Source organism: Sporosarcina sp. Marseille-Q4063, from assembly GCF_018309085.1.
GTDB lineage: Bacteria > Bacillota > Bacilli > Bacillales_A > Planococcaceae > Sporosarcina.
This window is the reverse complement of record NZ_CP070502.1, coordinates 2,134,648-2,150,958: the sequence shown is the minus strand read 5'-3', so window position 1 is coordinate 2,150,958 and position 16,311 is coordinate 2,134,648. Positions and strand designations below refer to the sequence as shown.

17 protein-coding genes are annotated in these 16,311 nt (G+C 43.6%); 13 read left to right on the top strand and 4 right to left on the bottom strand.

From position 1 onward, the window contains the following. Window positions 1–119: 119 nt before the first annotated feature. Window positions 120–1,283 (bottom strand): S1C family serine protease, encoded by a 1,164-nt coding sequence (locus JSQ81_RS11165; protein WP_249336521.1) that lies wholly within the window; start codon window positions 1,281–1,283, stop codon window positions 120–122. Between the two features lie 196 nt (window positions 1,284–1,479). Here JSQ81_RS11165 and JSQ81_RS11160 point away from each other — a divergent pair, with 196 nt between their 5' ends. The 5 genes from JSQ81_RS11160 (at window position 1,480) to JSQ81_RS11140 (ending at window position 7,513) form a co-directional block, all read left to right on the top strand. After that, entirely contained in the window at window positions 1,480–2,664 is a 1,185-nt protein-coding gene (locus JSQ81_RS11160) for a hypothetical protein (RefSeq protein WP_212604146.1), read from the top strand. A gap of 19 nt (window positions 2,665–2,683) precedes the next feature. Then, complete coding sequence (locus JSQ81_RS11155; RefSeq protein WP_212604145.1) at window positions 2,684–3,919, top strand: Zn-dependent hydrolase; 1,236 nt, start codon at window positions 2,684–2,686, stop codon at window positions 3,917–3,919. Then, a complete protein-coding gene (locus JSQ81_RS11150; RefSeq protein ID WP_212604144.1) occupies window positions 3,916–5,088 on the top strand; it encodes an amidohydrolase in 1,173 nt (390 codons plus the stop codon). Before JSQ81_RS11155 ends, JSQ81_RS11150 begins: the two co-directional genes overlap by 4 nt. Window positions 5,089–5,602: 514 nt before the next feature. After that, window positions 5,603–7,144: an aldehyde dehydrogenase gene (gene adh / locus JSQ81_RS11145; protein WP_212604143.1), complete on the top strand. Its 1,542-nt coding sequence runs from the start codon at window positions 5,603–5,605 to the stop codon at window positions 7,142–7,144. 12 nt (window positions 7,145–7,156) lie between these two features. Beyond that, window positions 7,157–7,513 (top strand): DUF779 domain-containing protein, encoded by a 357-nt coding sequence (locus JSQ81_RS11140; RefSeq protein ID WP_212604142.1) that lies wholly within the window; start codon window positions 7,157–7,159, stop codon window positions 7,511–7,513. Between the two features lie 42 nt (window positions 7,514–7,555). Here JSQ81_RS11140 and JSQ81_RS11135 read toward each other — a convergent pair whose 3' ends face one another. Further along, complete coding sequence (locus tag JSQ81_RS11135; protein WP_212604141.1) at window positions 7,556–7,948, bottom strand: thiol-disulfide oxidoreductase DCC family protein; 393 nt, start codon at window positions 7,946–7,948, stop codon at window positions 7,556–7,558. A 182-nt stretch (window positions 7,949–8,130) separates the two neighbouring features. Between JSQ81_RS11135 and JSQ81_RS11130 the strand changes: the two genes are divergently transcribed. After that, entirely contained in the window at window positions 8,131–8,298 is a 168-nt protein-coding gene (locus JSQ81_RS11130) for a hypothetical protein (RefSeq protein ID WP_212604140.1), read from the top strand. Between the two features lie 301 nt (window positions 8,299–8,599). Beyond that, a complete protein-coding gene (locus JSQ81_RS11125; protein WP_212604139.1) occupies window positions 8,600–9,211 on the top strand; it encodes a YIP1 family protein in 612 nt (203 codons plus the stop codon). Between the two features lie 70 nt (window positions 9,212–9,281). Here the strand turns inward: JSQ81_RS11125 and JSQ81_RS11120 are convergent, their stop codons facing one another. Beyond that, window positions 9,282–9,671, bottom strand: a complete 390-nt coding sequence (locus JSQ81_RS11120) for a hypothetical protein (protein WP_212604138.1) — start codon at window positions 9,669–9,671, stop codon at window positions 9,282–9,284. A gap of 20 nt (window positions 9,672–9,691) precedes the next feature. Next, complete coding sequence (locus JSQ81_RS11115; RefSeq protein ID WP_212604137.1) at window positions 9,692–10,654, bottom strand: nuclease-related domain-containing protein; 963 nt, start codon at window positions 10,652–10,654, stop codon at window positions 9,692–9,694. 865 nt (window positions 10,655–11,519) lie between these two features. Here JSQ81_RS11115 and JSQ81_RS11110 point away from each other — a divergent pair. From JSQ81_RS11110 to JSQ81_RS11085, 6 genes are all read left to right on the top strand, one after another. Next, window positions 11,520–11,801, top strand: a complete 282-nt coding sequence (locus tag JSQ81_RS11110; protein ID WP_212604136.1) for a hypothetical protein — start codon at window positions 11,520–11,522, stop codon at window positions 11,799–11,801. Window positions 11,802–11,852: 51 nt separating this feature from the next. Then, on the top strand, window positions 11,853–12,038 hold the full coding sequence (locus JSQ81_RS11105; protein ID WP_249336520.1) for a histidine kinase: 186 nt from the start codon (window positions 11,853–11,855) through the stop codon (window positions 12,036–12,038). Between the two features lie 137 nt (window positions 12,039–12,175). After that, the gene (locus JSQ81_RS11100) at window positions 12,176–12,766 is read left to right on the top strand and encodes a biotin transporter BioY (protein ID WP_212604135.1); all 591 of its coding nucleotides are present in this window, start codon (window positions 12,176–12,178) and stop codon (window positions 12,764–12,766) included. Between the two features lie 2 nt (window positions 12,767–12,768). Next, on the top strand, window positions 12,769–13,767 hold the full coding sequence (gene bioB / locus JSQ81_RS11095; protein ID WP_212604134.1) for a biotin synthase BioB: 999 nt from the start codon (window positions 12,769–12,771) through the stop codon (window positions 13,765–13,767). 154 nt (window positions 13,768–13,921) lie between these two features. Further along, window positions 13,922–15,616, top strand: a complete 1,695-nt coding sequence (locus tag JSQ81_RS11090; RefSeq protein ID WP_212604133.1) for an MFS transporter — start codon at window positions 13,922–13,924, stop codon at window positions 15,614–15,616. 41 nt (window positions 15,617–15,657) lie between these two features. After that, window positions 15,658–15,969: a hypothetical protein gene (locus JSQ81_RS11085; protein WP_212604132.1), complete on the top strand. Its 312-nt coding sequence runs from the start codon at window positions 15,658–15,660 to the stop codon at window positions 15,967–15,969. The last annotated feature ends 342 nt before the right edge of the window (window positions 15,970–16,311 follow it).

The window sequence follows — 16,311 nt, the reverse complement described above, 5'->3', positions numbered from 1 at the left end:
CACATCAGGTGCAAGCGAGCTCCACAGTTTGCATATCCGAGACGGAAATCAACTCAATCAAAGAAAAAACCGAGTACTTGAACAATTAATCATTCAAGTACTCGGTAAAGTTCAGATTTTTATTTACTATTGCTCGTTAAAGTAAGGTCAATCGTTATTTTGTCGGCTCCGCGGTAGATGGTGAAAGAGGCTTTGTCGCCGACTTTCAGTTCCGAATAAAGATACTTGCGTAATTCAGTGGAGTTTTTCACGGCTGTGCCGTTGATCTCGGTAATAATATCTTGTTCTTTGATACCGGCTTTTCCGGCCGCTGATTCAGGGTCGACGCTGACAATCATGGCGCCGCCTTCGACAGATTCTGGAAGATGTTGCACGTACTCCGCGCGAACCTCGTTGAGATTGGCAAGGCCGACACCGATATACGGTCGTTCAACACTTCCGTTTTTAACGATTTCATCGACAATCGGACCGACTTCATTACTCGGAATGGCGAATCCGAGTCCTTCAACGCCGCCTTGCGCGATTTTCAAGCTGTTAATGCCGATCAGTTCGCCAGCCGCGTTCAATAATGCGCCGCCGGAGTTTCCAGGGTTAATGGCTGCGTCGGTTTGGATAACGTTTAATTCCCAAGCGCCAGCCGCTGTTTCCACATTTATCGTTCGGTCGACGGCACTGACAATTCCTTGTGTAACCGTTCTAGAAAACTCGAGACCAAGCGGGTTTCCAATCGCGACGACTGGATCTCCGGCTCGAAGCTTGTCGGAATCACCAAATTCAAGGACGCTTTTCGCGTATTTCGCATCGATTTTCAAAACGGCTAAATCGCTGAGCGCGTCTTGCCCGATAAGTTCAGCGGTCGTCGTTTCTCCGCTCTCAAGGGATACTTCAATTTTCTGCGCATCTGCAATGACGTGATTATTCGTAACGACGTAAGCATCGTTCCCGTCTACTTTATAAATAACGCCGGATCCCGTGCCGCTTTCAACATCTTCAACGTTTTGCGCAAAACGATTTCCGTTGCTTTGATACTTCACGACACCGACAATCGCATTTGATGATTGTTCAACCATATCTGAAAGTGAAAGGGGGGCATTTTTTGCCGATGCTTGTTCGATGTTATAGGAAGGGGTGTTGTCCGCTTGAACCCCAGCGGTATTTTGTGATGTTGCTGGCACTAAATCCGTGTTGAAAACAACTCCGAGTGTCAACACAGAACCAATGACACCAGCGCCTACAGTGGATAAAAACCGTTTCCAAGGACTATTTCTCTTTTCTGTTTCCAAATTAATTCCTCCTCGTATTTTCTTGTTATATATAGATTACATGGAAAATATGAACAAATTATTAAAGGGATATGAACAAAGTGTAAATCTCTCAATAAAAAGAAGTTTTTGATAATGGTAAAAAGATACACTTTTATTTCACAAACTTTTGTGATAGTGTAAGTTAATTCATTATTATTAGAAAAGAGGGATTTTAGTGTCGCAAATGCTCGCTTTAGTGCTTGTCGTAGCTATTTTATTCATCGGAGATCTTGTCGCAGTTCGCACAAAAGCTTGGATCCCTTCCGTGTTTATCAGTGCAGTCCTATTTTTGCTTGGTTATTGGACTTTTTTCCCGCAAGATATTGTCGCGCTTGCAGGTGTACCACCGGTTGTTGCAACAATGTTAATCTACTTGCTGATTACGAATATGGGTACATTATTGTCTGTTCAAGAATTGATGAGGCAGTGGAAAACAATATTAATTTCCCTGGCAGGAATTTTAGGGATTGTTGTCATATTGTTTGGAATCGGTACGTTGTTGTTTGATGTGCAAACAGTTCTTGTTGCGATTCCGCCTCTCGTCGGTGGTATCGTATCAGCGTTAATTATGTCAGAAGGCGCAGCAGGTGCCGGACTTACGATGTTGTCGGTATTTGCGATTGTTATATACGTGATGCAGGGATTTGCAGGATACCCATTGACTTCATTTGTGTTAAAGAAAGAAGGTAAAATGCTTCTTGGTAAGTTTCGAAATGGGGAGTTGGCGGAGAAGTCGGAAAGTAAGAACGGCGGTCCAGAACAACACGAACTCAAGTTATTTAGCAAAATGCCCTCGAAATATAATACTGATTACTTTAAGTTTTTTAGACTGGCCATTGTAGGCTACCTTGCATACCTAACGTCGGAGTTGGTTGCGCCGCTCTTTACAATCAGTCCGTATGTTCTTTGTTTATTATTCGGCGTCATTGCAACGAGTATCGGGTTTTTGGAGCGTCAAGTGTTGCAAAAGGCAAATGGATTCGGATTTGCGATTCTTGCGCTAATGCTCTTTGTTTTCGACGGTTTGAAAGTTGCTACTCCGGAAATGATGATGGATATTCTGTACCCGCTTGTTGTATGTATCGGGTTAGGGGTTTTCGGCATGTACATATTTTCATTTTTCATGGGTAAAGTGCTAAAAGTGAGCAAGGAGATGGCATTCGCTATTTCTTTGACTGCATTGTATGGCTTCCCAGCAGATTACATCATTACGAATGAAGTGATTGTCTCCTTGACGGAAGATGAAAAGGAACGTGAAGTATTGACGAGTCATATGCTTCCACCGATGCTGGTCGGCGGTTTTATCAGCGTCACAATAGTTTCTGTCGTTCTCGCTGGCATTTTTGTTGGATTTTTATAAGTAGTGGGAGGATAAGTCTATGAAGGCAAATCAAGAACGAATCGAACAACATATAGAATTATTAAACCGTTTTACGTCAACGCCAGGTCAAGGCGTGACGAGGCTTACATATAGCAAAGAAGATTTGCAGGCGCGAAACTTTATTAAAGAAAAAATGATCGAGTACGGTCTCGAAGTGTCTGAAGACGGATTTGGAAATATTTTCGGGAAACTCGAAGGAACTTCACCAGACAAGCCATCTGTTATTGTCGGTTCTCATTTCGATTCTGTTCCGAATGGCGGTGCTTACGACGGTACTGCAGGTGTTGTTGTCGGGCTAGAAGTAGCTGCATTGTTCAAAGAAAATAACGTGCAGCCAACGTATCCCCTCGAAATTATCGCGCTTGTGGAAGAAGAAGGTTCGCGGTTCGGCGGGGGACTCATGGGTTCTAGGGGCATGATGGGGATGCTTTCCGATGAGGATTTTAAAAAGCTCGCGGATAAAGATGGTGTTTTAGCCGAAGATGCGATGTTGACCATTGGACTGGATCCCTTGAAAAAGAAGGTGCGTGATCACGAAACCATTCGTGCTTTTCTAGAACTGCATATCGAACAAGGCCCGATTCTCGAAGAAAAAGGCATCCAGGTAGGTATTGTTGAGTCGATCGTGGGACTGACGCAATTGGAAGTAACCGTGCAAGGGCAAGCCGGGCATGCAGGTACAACGCCCATGAACCGGCGCTCCGATGCCCTTGTCTCAGCCGCGCAAATTATTGGTGACTTGCCTGAACTGGCAACCTCTATAGGGGAAGGGACTGTAATTACAACAGGTCGATTGAATGTTTATCCAAACGGTGCGAATGTAATTCCAGATAAAGTTACTTTCACAATCGATATACGAGCGGGCAAGGAAGAAAATATCCTTGAAGCTGTTCGACGTACTAACGAACGAATTGCTACCGGGCAAGAGAAGGGCATTCATATCAGTGTGGAGGAAATGCTCTATATTCAACCGAAGTTTTTGGATGAAAATATTCGTTCCATTTTGAAGGAGACGAGCGATGCGTTAGAAATTACGAACTGCAACATGCAAAGTGGCGCCGGGCATGATGCGATGGTGTTGTCAGATTTCACTGCTTGTGGAATGGTATTCATCCCGAGTAAAGACGGACTCAGCCATTGTCCGGAAGAATGGTCGGATGCAAGTGATTTGGCAGCTGGCACAAATATTTTATTCGAAACGGTAAAACGATTAATGGAGGAAGAGACGTCATGATTAATCAAAAGATTAAAGATTTAATCACTCAATATAGCGACGAATTAACAGCGCTTCGACGAAAATTGCACAGCGAACCGGAATTGCCGTGGGAAGAAGTGCAAACAACCCAATTCATCTGTGATTATCTCGATGCGCTTGGCATTTCGTATCGAAGAACCGAACCGACTGGCGTCATTGCAACGATAGAAGGTCAACCGGGCGGAAAAACAGTTGCACTGCGTGGAGACATGGATGCGCTACCAGTTGAACAGCTCAATACCCACGTCCCTTATGCGTCAAAAGTGAATGGGAAAATGCATGCTTGCGGACATGACGCCCATACATCAATGCTTTTGATTGCAGCAAAAGCATTGTCTGAAGTGAAAGATGATCTTCCAGGAAATGTACGTCTTATATTCCAACCCGCTGAAGAAATTGCCGAAGGCGCAAAAGCGATGGTCGAACAAGGCGCGATGGATGGTGTCGATAATGTATTCGGTATCCATATTTGGTCGCAAATGCCGACGCATAAAGTTTCATGCCCACCTGGACCGTCGTTTGCCGCAGCTGATATTTTCAGGGTTAATTTCGTAGGGAAAGGCGGACACGGGGCGATTCCCGAAGATTGCATCGACGCCGCACTCGTTGCCTCTTCTTTTGTCATGAATATTCAAACAGTTGTTTCGCGAACAATCGATCCACAAAACGCAGCCGTACTTACAATCGGAAGAATGGATGTCGGCACTCGTTTTAACGTGATTGCTGAGAATGCGCTTATAGAAGGAACTGTTCGCACATTTAATCAAGAGACGCGAAATCATATTGAAAAGAGCATTAGTCACTACGCACAAAACGTGGCATCGACATACGGCGCTACTGCAGAAGTTGAGTACATCCGCGGCACGCAACCAGTCATTAATGATGAGGAAAGTGCCGTTCTCGTTCAGCAAGTTGCTACAGAGGCATTTGGATCTGACGTTATTTTTGCTGAAAAGCCGACAATGGGCGCAGAAGATTTCTCGTTCTATCTAGACAAAGCCCCTGGCAGTTTCGCGCTCGTAGGGAGTGGGAATGCCAAAAAAGATACTGAATGGTCGCATCACCATGGAAATTTTGATATTGACGAAGATGCACTTGCCACCGGTGCGGAACTGTACGCGCAGTATGCTTGGGCTTATCTAAAATAACTATATAAGAATTGCCTCTCTATCTCGTAAAGATGGAGAGGCTTTTTTTGTAGAATAAAAAAACTTTACCTGTTTAGGCATATTCCCGGGTACCCGCCCATAGGATAGTAGTGCGTGAAAAAATCACGTCAAATCATCATGTTGGCGGAGAAACCCAACAGAGCAGGGAGTGGTGTCAGATGAATCAGATAATTATTAACAGTTGTGAATGGTTTTAAAAAGTTATTTACAATGAACTTTGATTCTTTTAATAGAATTGAAGGGTCTATAGTCGGCTCGAAAAATGGATTATTTTCACCCTATTTCCTGGGGAATACTATCGAATTACAACTTTATTTGTCGTAAATCCGCACTAAAACAAGACTCGTTATTTATTTAGTTGAAATATTATATTTAGTCTGACATAATGAGTGTGCAACCTCTTAGAATTTCAGGAATTTGGTAGGCAAGTAGATTCATAGGGAATCTATTCGCAACATGTTTTAGAAAATTATCGAAATGGGAGGAATGGAAAATGGTACAAGCAGTAGAGAATCAAGTTTACGCATTTCCAAACACGGACGGAGCGAAAGTGAATTACAAGGAAAGGTACGAAAATTATATCGGTGGGAAATGGACACCGCCGGTAAGCGGCAAGTATTTTGATAATCCGACGCCGGTTACGGGGAAAGTTTTCACGGAAGTAGCCCGTTCAACTTCAGAAGATATTGAACTTGCACTTGATGCAGCGCATGCCGCAAAAGATGCATGGGGAAAAACGTCTGTAACGGAACGCTCAAATATTTTACTCAAAATCGCAGATCGCATGGAACAAAATTTGGAGATGTTGGCTGTTGCGGAGTCGTGGGAAAATGGAAAAGCGGTTCGCGAAACATTGAACGCGGACATTCCGCTCGCAATTGACCACTTCCGTTATTTTGCAGGGGCAATTCGTGCGCAAGAAGGCGGCGTAAGCCAAATTGATGATGATACAGTCGCGTATCACTTCCATGAGCCGATTGGAGTCGTCGGTCAAATTATTCCGTGGAACTTCCCGATTTTAATGGCGGTTTGGAAATTAGCACCAGCACTAGCAGCTGGAAACTGCGTCATCTTAAAACCGGCTGAACAAACACCGGCATCGATTATGGTTCTTGTCGAATTAATCGAAGATCTACTTCCGGCAGGTGTCGTAAACGTTGTAAACGGTTTTGGTCTAGAAGCAGGAAAGCCGCTTGCATCGAATCCACGCATCGGGAAAATTGCTTTTACAGGCGAAACAACAACAGGACGTCTAATTATGCAATATGCATCTCAAAATACAATCCCGGTGTCGCTCGAGTTGGGCGGAAAATCGCCGAATATCTTCTTTGAGGATATTGCTGACGAAGACGATGCGTTTTTCGATAAAGCTGTCGAAGGATTTGTCATGTTCGCGCTCAATCAAGGCGAAGTGTGCACATGTCCGTCACGTGCTTTAATCCACGAATCAATTTATGATAAATTCATGGAACGGGCACTTGCTCGAGTAGAAGCGATTAAAGTAGGAAACCCGCTCGACCCAACAGTAATGATGGGCGCTCAAGCTTCAACGGAACAGTTGGAGAAAATCTTGTCCTATCTAGATATCGGTAAGCAAGAAGGCGCGGAATGTTTAGCGGGCGGCGAACAAAACAAGTTCGAAGGAGATTTGGCGGAAGGCTATTATGTCAAACCGACAGTCTTTAAAGGCGACAATAAAATGCGGATTTTCCAAGAAGAAATTTTCGGACCTGTCGTTTCCGTGACGACTTTCAAAACGAAAGAAGAAGCACTCGAAATCGCGAATGACACATTATATGGTCTAGGCGCTGCAGTTTGGACACGCGACGTCAATACGGCATATCGTTTCGGGCGCGGCATTCAAGCAGGACGCGTTTGGACGAATTGCTACCACGTCTACCCAGCTCATGCAGCTTTCGGAGGCTACAAAGCATCTGGTATCGGACGCGAAAACCATCTCGCTATGTTGTCCGGCTATCAGCAAACGAAAAACATGCTTGTTAGTTACAACGAAAACAAACAAGGATTCTTTTGAGCGAGTAGATCAATGACAAAACGTGTGATTGCGACTGACGCGACACTGGAACTCATTGAGTTTTTGAAAAAGAAGCATGGACCGCTCATGTTTCATCAATCGGGCGGTTGTTGCGACGGGTCGTCACCGATGTGCTACCCAGACGGCGAATTAATAATCGGGGAGCAAGACGTCCTTCTCGGTCACATCGGGGATGCACCGTTTTATATGCATAAAAACCAGTTCGACTATTGGAAACATACGCAACTCATTATCGACGTAGTTGAAGGTCGAGGCGGCATGTTTTCACTCGAAGGCGTCGAAGGAAAACGTTTCTTAGTTAGATCGCGTGCCTTTACCGCTGAAGAAAATGAAGCATTGCAAGTATGAATGTGAAAAGCCTTTTGGAGAAATCCAGAAGGCTTTTTTGATTTATAAAAATCGTTTTCTAACATCCGGGGATGGTAATGAACAAGCCAGTTCTTTTTTGCCGAACCATTTATAGCGATTTTTAGCGATGTAGTTATAAACGCCGTCACGAATCGGTCGCGGGACGAGTATAAATATGAATAACAGATGCCATAACCCGTCAAGTTTTTTCGCGATGCGAAGCGCGGCGTCCGATTTTGTAAAGGCTTTATTTTTTTCAATCAAGACTAGGCTGTCTACGTCTTCGGGTATACCGTATTTATTCGTGAACTTCGTACCTGTTTCACCTTGCAACGATGCGAAATGAAAGTGTGCGTACGGATCTCGTTTGATAATAAATTGCACGTTGGCATCACAGAAATTACACTCGCCGTCAAAAAGAATTACTCTCTGCATAAAAATCCCTCCCTACTGCATAGTATAACCTTACACCTGGAAAGTATAACGAATGAAGCGTAGTAGTTTACTAGTGACAGAAGATTTGGTATACTATAACTAGATAATCGGTTTGATTTAAGCGATTTTTCTTGTCCCGTCACATTTAGCCACGGTTATTATGTAAAGGAGGCTGATCGTTTATGAATCGTTTACCAGTTGATCCAGAAGAAATGGCGCGTAGACATGACGAAGATTATATTGCTTCGTTAAAAATGGTCGGTGAAGGCGCACCTATATTTAGTTCCTGCGCGGAAGAAGCAAAGGAACACTTATTCCAAGACCAACAACTACCTGAGACTTATCAATAATAAAATTGCCTAACATACGTGTCATACAAAGGGTTTTCCTAAAAAGGAGGACTCTTTTTTTATTTTGAAGTTAGCGGCGAATAATGACCAATTGGTTGTTGGAAACACGCCTGTTTTCATTCGTGAATTATGAATTTATATTGTTTTCGATAAATCCCGTAATGAACTGTTGCATAGATTAGAAGTGTTCGAATGAATCAGTTTCGACTCAAAAAAGAATTAGCAGCATGAATGAAGTTTGAAAATTGGGTAGACAATTTATTCCAACGGCTTGATAATGAAATAAAGGGGGGGTTACAGTATGAACCCATTATTATCGATTTGGTCTCAGCCCAAGAACACCGTGCAATACATGATGGACAATAAACCGATTAGTTATTTAATCTTTTTGGCCATATTATCATCTTTTGCTACAGGAATCTTAGCGTTCGCGGATCAAGGGTTTTTTGTTGAGTTTTCATTACCCGTTATTCTTTTAATTATTACGATATTGTCAATCATCGGCACTGTCGCAGGTTTGGGATTATCATCTGTCGTTTACACTTGGATTGGGAAACTATTGGGAGGAACCGGAACGATACGCAATACGAGTTATGCGGTTGCGGCTGGTTTGATACCAACCATATGGACAATGCCGCTTGGGATTATCGCAGTTATCCTGTATGGAAAGAATCTATTTATGCAGCCAGTTGATATTTTCACCATAACGAATATGTCGATTGGTTTTTATCTTCCGCTTAATCTGATCCAATTAGGGGTTTCGATATACGCCGTGGTCGTTTTGTCAAAAGGACTCGGACTCGTGCATAACTTCTCGGCATGGCGTGGTTTCGGAGCAATCGCGATTATGATTGGGATTTTGGTGGTAATTACCATTCCGATTATTGTTTTAATCGTAATGATTATGTTGTAATTTAGTTAACGTGCACTGGGGGGCTTAGTGCACGTTTTTAATTTTATTTTGTCAATTTCCCTTAGTTAATTTAATAGCTTTCGTATCTCCAATCATCACTGTCTAGTCGACTCTCCAATTCTAACTCTTTCATGCTTGCGATGTATTCCACATTTTTTCTTTCTGCTCTTGCATCGGCAGCTATCGCACGTGCAATTCCTTGATGCTGTATAAGTCTTTTCCGCATTTCTGCAATTAGTTTACTCCCTTTGAATCCCTCCTCGATAACCTGAGTTAATAGTTTTTCATAAAAGTCATGCGGGTCTTTAGGAACTGGGCGTATAACGATGTGATCCACATGTATGTCAAGGGTTAATTCGTATTCGGCGTTGAGTTTTTTACAGAATTTTTCGGGCAACTCAATCGTGTTTTCCTCTGATAAATACACTTTTATTGTTTCTTCCGGTAGTAGTCCAATCATATGATTCCTCCATTTATTTTTTATCTAAAAGTGGATATTGCATAGGTGCGATTGCGCTTTTCTCCAGCTGTGTGCAAATCCATACTTTGTAAAATTCGGGTAGCTGTTGATCGTTGGTGTATGTTAAGAAATTCACGACAATCTTTATTTGTCATTTTTCCTCCGAATAAAAGAAACCAATCACGTATGGCTTGTACATGTGCTTGTGAACTTTTGTGTGCACATGCTGGACAACGCCAGCCGCCCCTATATTTAGTCATACTTAAAAAACGACAGGCAGGGCAGAAAACGCCCGTAAAGATATCATTTTTTTGTAAAGAGTAGGTTAGACAAAGCGGATTAGGAATAAACTCTTTATCGCTGTGAAAAAGGTCATTAATCAAAAGGGAAAAGTTCTTTTCATCCAACAAATGAGGGGTTGTTGGGAGACTCCGGATATATGAGGGAATTCCGGAAGGGTATAAAAACTGGATATCTGTATCAAATAGTTCAACATCTTTCTTTGGGAAAGCAAGGGCGACGATGCCATAAATGGGAAGTGAAATATTCCGGCTATGGAACCAATCTTGTAGCAATTCCTTATTAGACTGCACTTGCAAAACAGGACTTACATAACTTCTTATATCGCCATTATCAAGAGTTTGTAGCAATTGAGGTGGATTGTTTTTCACCTTAATCGAACCGGCAAGGTTTTTGGTTTCGATTACAACTGCGTATGCGGGGGTAATGAACAGTGAATCAATTTGGAAATCTGTACTTGATGTCAGGGAAAGCCCATTAAAAATTTTATGTTGCATCGAGAATTTGTACTTCTGGAAAACTTGGTCTACCTTATCCTCCCCGGCTAAACCTGAAATACGAGAAGAATACATCCCATTTAGCATTGCATATTTCTCGTGAGTTGGATCAAGTCGAGACAAAGCCGCCCGAAGGCTCTCGATAATTAAGGGTTCAACACGTTTTTTAACGATAAATTTGTTCATCCTCCTAACATAATATTCTGAAATTAGAATACCATGAAAATTGAAGACTGTCTATATGAAAAAATGGCCTATAAAACATTATGTTTATTTTAACAGTGTTGATTTTCTGAACTGATGCGGTTGCTGATTTTATTCCCGTATCGCGTCATTTTGCTCCCGTACCGGCCGACGTTGTTTCCGTAACAGACTAGTTTATTCCCACAACGCGCGGGTCGTAGATTTTGTTCCCGTATCGCGTCATTTTGCTCCCGTATCGGCCGATGTTGTTCCCGTAACAGACTAGTTTATTCCCGCAACGCGCGGGTCGTAGATTTTATTCCCGTCTCGCGTCATTTTGCTCCCGTATCGGCCGACGTTATTCCCGTAACAGACTAGTTTATTCCCGCAACGCGCGGGTCGTAGTTTTTGTTCCTGTATCGCGTCATTTTGCTCCCGTATCGGCCAACGTTGCTCCCGTAACAGACTAGTTTATTCCCACAACGCGCGGGTCGTAGATTTTATTCCCGTATCGCGTCATTTTGCTCCCGTATCGGCCAACGTTGCTCCCGTAACAGACTAGTTTATTCCCACAACGCGCGGGTCGTAGATTTTGTTCCCGTATCGCGTCATTTTGCTCCCGTATCGGCCGACGTTGTTCCCGTAACAGACTAGTTTATTCCCACAACGCGCGGGTCGTAGATTTTGTTCCCGTATCGCGTCATTTTGCTCCCGTAACGACCAACGTTATTCCCGCAACGCAACGCACGAGTCTCCACATATATTCCCGCAACACACAGCCCCATTTCTCATTCTTTTCAATTGCCCATAGTCGCTCGCCCGTCTATTCTCCTTTTAAAAACATGTACTAGAAGGAGGAGGTGATCGTATGATGAATCATGGAAAGTGCCCTGACAATCATGTTATGCCGATTGTATGCCCGCCGGAATATAGATTTCACGATGAATATATGCCGCGGGAAGTTCCTGTTATTCACCCGATTGTCAATGTGAATAGACATCATTACGTCGATATACCAAGACATTATTATCCAGAAACGACGGAGGACGTAATGGGAGCACCAGTCGTCCCACGTGGTGGTTTTGGACCGGAGTTCGGAGGTGGCTATGGTCCTGAGTTCGGCAGGAGAGGCCGTTCACGCTGGTTCTAAAACCGAATTATGGTAGACTAAAGCTATTAAAACTTACTGAGGGTGAACAAGTTGAAAGCTTTAGCGTACGTGGTTCCGATTATGATTATTGTTGCTTGGGGTAGCTGGTTCATGTTAAATCGGAGCCACACCGAAGTGCCCGAAACATCACGCGTCCTCATCACGATCGGCGCTGTGGTTGTCAGCGGGATTATTTCATACTTTCTTTTTCCGAAAGATGAATTTAAAAAGAAATAATAAGTACCGACGGCCATCCAGCTGTCGGTATTTTTTTATGGGTAAAACACTTTAGGTTAACCTTAATTGAAATCCAGTTGACTCAAATGGTTTTATCTCTTATTATTAAAAACATGACAAACTAATAGAGGTGACTTATGACGACAGCAACGGCAAAGACAAAAAGTGGAATGAGCGCATTAAGCTTGGTTTACAGCGGTATGTTTGCAGCGCTCATGATGATCGGAGCGAATATAACTGCATTTGCCCCGTTTTTAACAGTTGGCGGCGTGCCGATCACGCTTCAGACATTTTTCGCGATTCTTGCAGGTTTAATTCTTGGAAGCCGGTTGGGTGCGATTTCGATGACGGTTTACATGTTTGTGGGGCTTGCGGGCGCGCCAGTTTTCGCGAAATTTGGCGGAGGGTTTGGATCGTTAATGAGCCCGACATTCGGATTTATTGTTTCATTTATATTCGTAGCGTACATAGTCGGAAAAATCGTTGAGAAAAATGGTCATTTAAACAGTTATATTTTCGCAGCACTCGTTGGTTGTACGATTAACTACTTGTTCGGGACGAACTGGATGTACTTTGCTTATAAACTATGGGCGGCGGCACCCGATGCATTTACGTACAAAATCGCTTGGTTATGGATGGTTCCGCCATTGCCGAAAGATATTTTTCTATCTGTATTGGCAGGAATTTTCGGGCACCGCATGTATAAAGTGTTGAAAGTGAGGCGTTAATTTTGACACTATATGATAATTTAGCGGAACGCGCCCTTGCGGGGGGAGTATTATCTGATGATGAAGCACTTTCGATTTTAAATAGCCCGGATGACGATTTGCTGCTCCTTCTCCATGCATCCTATAAAATCCGAAAACATTATTTTGGTAACAAAGTTAAGCTCAATATGATCATTAATACAAAGTCTGGATTATGCCCGGAAAACTGCGGGTATTGTGCGCAGTCAATCGTATCCGTAGCGCCAATCGAAAAGTATTCCATGATGAAAAGAGAAGAGATTATTGCTGGTGCTGAACGCGCGGCGAAACTGAATGCGGGTACCTATTGTATCGTTGCGAGTGGGCGTGGTCCTGCTGATCGTGAACTTGATATAGTCATTGATTCTGTTAAAGCAATTAAATCGAAACATGAACATATGACAGTTTGTGCTTGTTTAGGATTATTAAAGACAGAACAGGCAGTGCGTTTAAAAGAAGCGGGCGTCGATCGATACAACCACAACATCAATACATCTGAAGCCCATCATGAAAGTATTACGACATCACATACATACGAAGACCGAGTAAATACGGTTGATTTAGTCAAGGAGTCGGGCATTTCGCCGTGTTCCGGAGTTATTATCGGTATGCGTGAAACAAAAGAAGATGTTATCGCAATGGCACGCAGTCTTCATGTAATGGATGCAGACTCGATCCCTGTAAACTTTTTACATGCTGTTGACGGTACGCCACTTGGCGGAGTTGATGAGTTATCTCCGCGTTATTGTTTAAAAGTACTGTGTTTATTCAGGTTTATTAACCCGTCGAAAGAGATTCGAATTTCGGGTGGTCGAGAAGTAAATTTACGTAGCTTACAACCGTTTGGATTATATCCAGCAAATTCGATTTTCATTGGTGATTACTTGACTACTGAAGGTCAAGAAGACAATCAAGACCGGAAAATGCTAGAAGATCTAGGATTTGAAGTTGATCTTGAACCGTTAAAACAACCGGTATCTTGATGACACAAAACGGACTTCCCAGAGTTTAGGGAGGTCCGTTTTTTATTGAAGAATTTTTTTCTAATAAAAACTTGTGGAAGAAATGAAACGTTTTCGTATTTTAATCGTATAGAGGGAAGTAGTTAAAATCCTTAACAAGAAATGAGTGCTTCATATGATTAATCTATTATTATTTTCCATTATAGTCGGAATTGTAGCTAGTCTAATTATCGTTCCGTTCGCGACAACTGTGAAAAGGAATAAGGAAAATGAAGAACAAGAGTTAGTGTTCAACCGTTGGGCAGCCTTGGCAAGCACCGCGGCTTTGATAGCAGCTATCGTGTTCGGCGTTTATTACCTATCCAATTTAGATAGAAATTGGACTTCATTATGGGTGATGCTGCTTATCATCACTTTCATGGGGGTAGCGTTCGCGGGACCGAAAGACCGCAAACCGAAAATCGTTCTATTTATCGGGGCAGCCGTGTTCGTAGTCTATCTACTGAGCGCGCCGCTTTTCAACGCAGACAAGAAATTTAAAGCGGTGGAAATGGATCAGAAAGTGGAAATTACAGCGTTTGATGAAACAAAAACGCCGGCAAGTGTTCCGCCGAAATTCGCGCGGAATAAAATGAAAAAAGCGTTCGGCCAAGTTCCGAATACGAGTTACTATGAACTCGGCAACTTGCAAATCCAGAAGGTGGGCGATGATTTCGTCTATATCGCGCCCGTTGAATTTTCAGGATTCTTCAAATGGTTTAGCGCGAAGTCCACTCCTGGATACTTTACGATGAGCGCGACCGATTCAGCAGACAATCCGAAATTTGTGAAAGCTGAAATGATTTACACGCCGTCCTCCTATTTCGGCAAGAATGTGGAGCGACACATCAGAATGGCCATGCCGAACCTCATTTTTTACGGCGACGTCCAGTTGGAGGTTGATGACGAAGGAAAACCTCATTACATTCGTTCATACGGAGAATTTATTACCGCGCGTAACGGTTTTGACGTTAAAGGTATTGTCATGATGGACCCGGCGACAGGCGATATCGAGAAATTCCCGATTGCTGAAGTGCCTGCATTTATTAACGGTGCGGTTTCTCCGGAAGCTGTAAGTCTGCAAAACAGTTATTTCGGGAATTACATTCATGGTTTTTGGAATTCCGTTGTCGGTAAGAAAGACGTGAAACTTCCTTCGGATGAAGGAACAGAAGCAAATGTGAGTCCGATATTCGATGAAGAAGGGCATATGTATTACTTCACAGACTTCACGAGTCCGAAAGAAGGCGTCGATTCGATGTTAGGCTATGCGTTAACAGATGGCCGTACAGGGAAGGCGACTTATTACACTGGGAATCTTGAAGAGTCCTATATGGATTCGCAAGGGGCTCTACAGATTATCGAAAAGAAGTTTATTGAAAAGAAATGGTCTGGCGAAATGCCGGTTCTGTATAATTTTTACGGCGAAGCCAGCTGGCTGACGCCGGTTCTGGACTCGAACGGATTCTTGCAAAACTACTTTATCGTGTCGGCAGCGAATCCTGAAATATCCGTGTATGGAACCACGCCGAACGAAGCGTTGAAACTATATAAGACAGCACTTCAGCGAGGCGGAAGCACGGTTGACGGCAGTTCGAATGCAGAAGAGGCAAAAGCGGCGATCACGGTCGTTCGTGTGTTTAAAGAACGTGTCGGCGATTTCACGCTAGTGTCGATTTTGGCGGATGATGGTCGAAATTACCTCGTTTCCTCTGAGGTTGAACCACTCGCAATCTATATTCAAGAAGGCGATAAACTGGTTCTGACGTATTTAGAAACTGGAGAACAATTTTTACCGGTTAGGGAATTGACGAATACGAGTGTGAAATAAAGTGAAAAGGACTTCCCAGGTTGAGGGAAGTCCTTTTTTAAATGGTGTTAGACAGCGTGCTGGTAAACGAGGCCAATCTTTACCTGGTGAAACAGCAACGGGATCCCGCGCAAATTTATTCCCGCAACGCCGTTGGTTTTTCCCGTATCGCCTGTGTTTGTTCCCGTAACACGCTAGTTTATTCCCGCAACGGAGTCCCGCGCAAATTTATTCCCGCAACGCCGTTGGTTCTTCCCGTATCGCCTGTGTTTGCTCCCGTAACTCGCCTGTTTATTCCCGCAACGGGGTTTCGCGCAAATTTCTTCCCGCAACGCCGTTGGTTCTTCCCGTATCGCCTGTGTTTGTTCCCGTAACACGCTAGTTTATTCCCGCAACGGAGTCCCGCGCAAATTTCTTCCCGCAACGCCGTTGGTTCTTCCCGTATCGCCTGTGTTTGCTCCCGTAACTCGCCTGTTTATTCCCGCAACGGAGTCCCGCGCAAATTTATTCCCGCAACGCCGTTGGTTCTTCCCGTATCGCCTGTGTTTGCTCCCGTAACACGCTAGTTTATTCCCGCAACGGTCTCCGTCTCCCACCCTGCCTCGACGAACTCTGCTAGCTCCCACATCACAATCCAATGTCTAAACACCCCCCTCATCCGCCGATACTGATTCTGATCACCAAACCCAATGCAAATCGATTGCGAATCGGGGAAT

Coding starts and splice junctions, on each gene's coding strand:
- JSQ81_RS11155 (WP_212604145.1), top strand. CDS start 2,684: ATGAAGGCAAATCAAGAACGAATCGAACAACATATAGAATTATTAAAC.
- JSQ81_RS11085 (WP_212604132.1), top strand. CDS start 15,658: ATGGTGTTAGACAGCGTGCTGGTAAACGAGGCCAATCTTTACCTGGTG.
- adh (WP_212604143.1), top strand. CDS start 5,603: ATGGTACAAGCAGTAGAGAATCAAGTTTACGCATTTCCAAACACGGAC.
- JSQ81_RS11115 (WP_212604137.1), bottom strand. CDS start 10,654: ATGAACAAATTTATCGTTAAAAAACGTGTTGAACCCTTAATTATCGAG.
- JSQ81_RS11130 (WP_212604140.1), top strand. CDS start 8,131: ATGAATCGTTTACCAGTTGATCCAGAAGAAATGGCGCGTAGACATGAC.
- JSQ81_RS11090 (WP_212604133.1), top strand. CDS start 13,922: ATGATTAATCTATTATTATTTTCCATTATAGTCGGAATTGTAGCTAGT.
- JSQ81_RS11135 (WP_212604141.1), bottom strand. CDS start 7,948: ATGCAGAGAGTAATTCTTTTTGACGGCGAGTGTAATTTCTGTGATGCC.
- JSQ81_RS11120 (WP_212604138.1), bottom strand. CDS start 9,671: ATGATTGGACTACTACCGGAAGAAACAATAAAAGTGTATTTATCAGAG.
- JSQ81_RS11150 (WP_212604144.1), top strand. CDS start 3,916: ATGATTAATCAAAAGATTAAAGATTTAATCACTCAATATAGCGACGAA.
- JSQ81_RS11125 (WP_212604139.1), top strand. CDS start 8,600: ATGAACCCATTATTATCGATTTGGTCTCAGCCCAAGAACACCGTGCAA.
- JSQ81_RS11100 (WP_212604135.1), top strand. CDS start 12,176: ATGACGACAGCAACGGCAAAGACAAAAAGTGGAATGAGCGCATTAAGC.
- JSQ81_RS11140 (WP_212604142.1), top strand. CDS start 7,157: ATGACAAAACGTGTGATTGCGACTGACGCGACACTGGAACTCATTGAG.
- JSQ81_RS11110 (WP_212604136.1), top strand. CDS start 11,520: ATGATGAATCATGGAAAGTGCCCTGACAATCATGTTATGCCGATTGTA.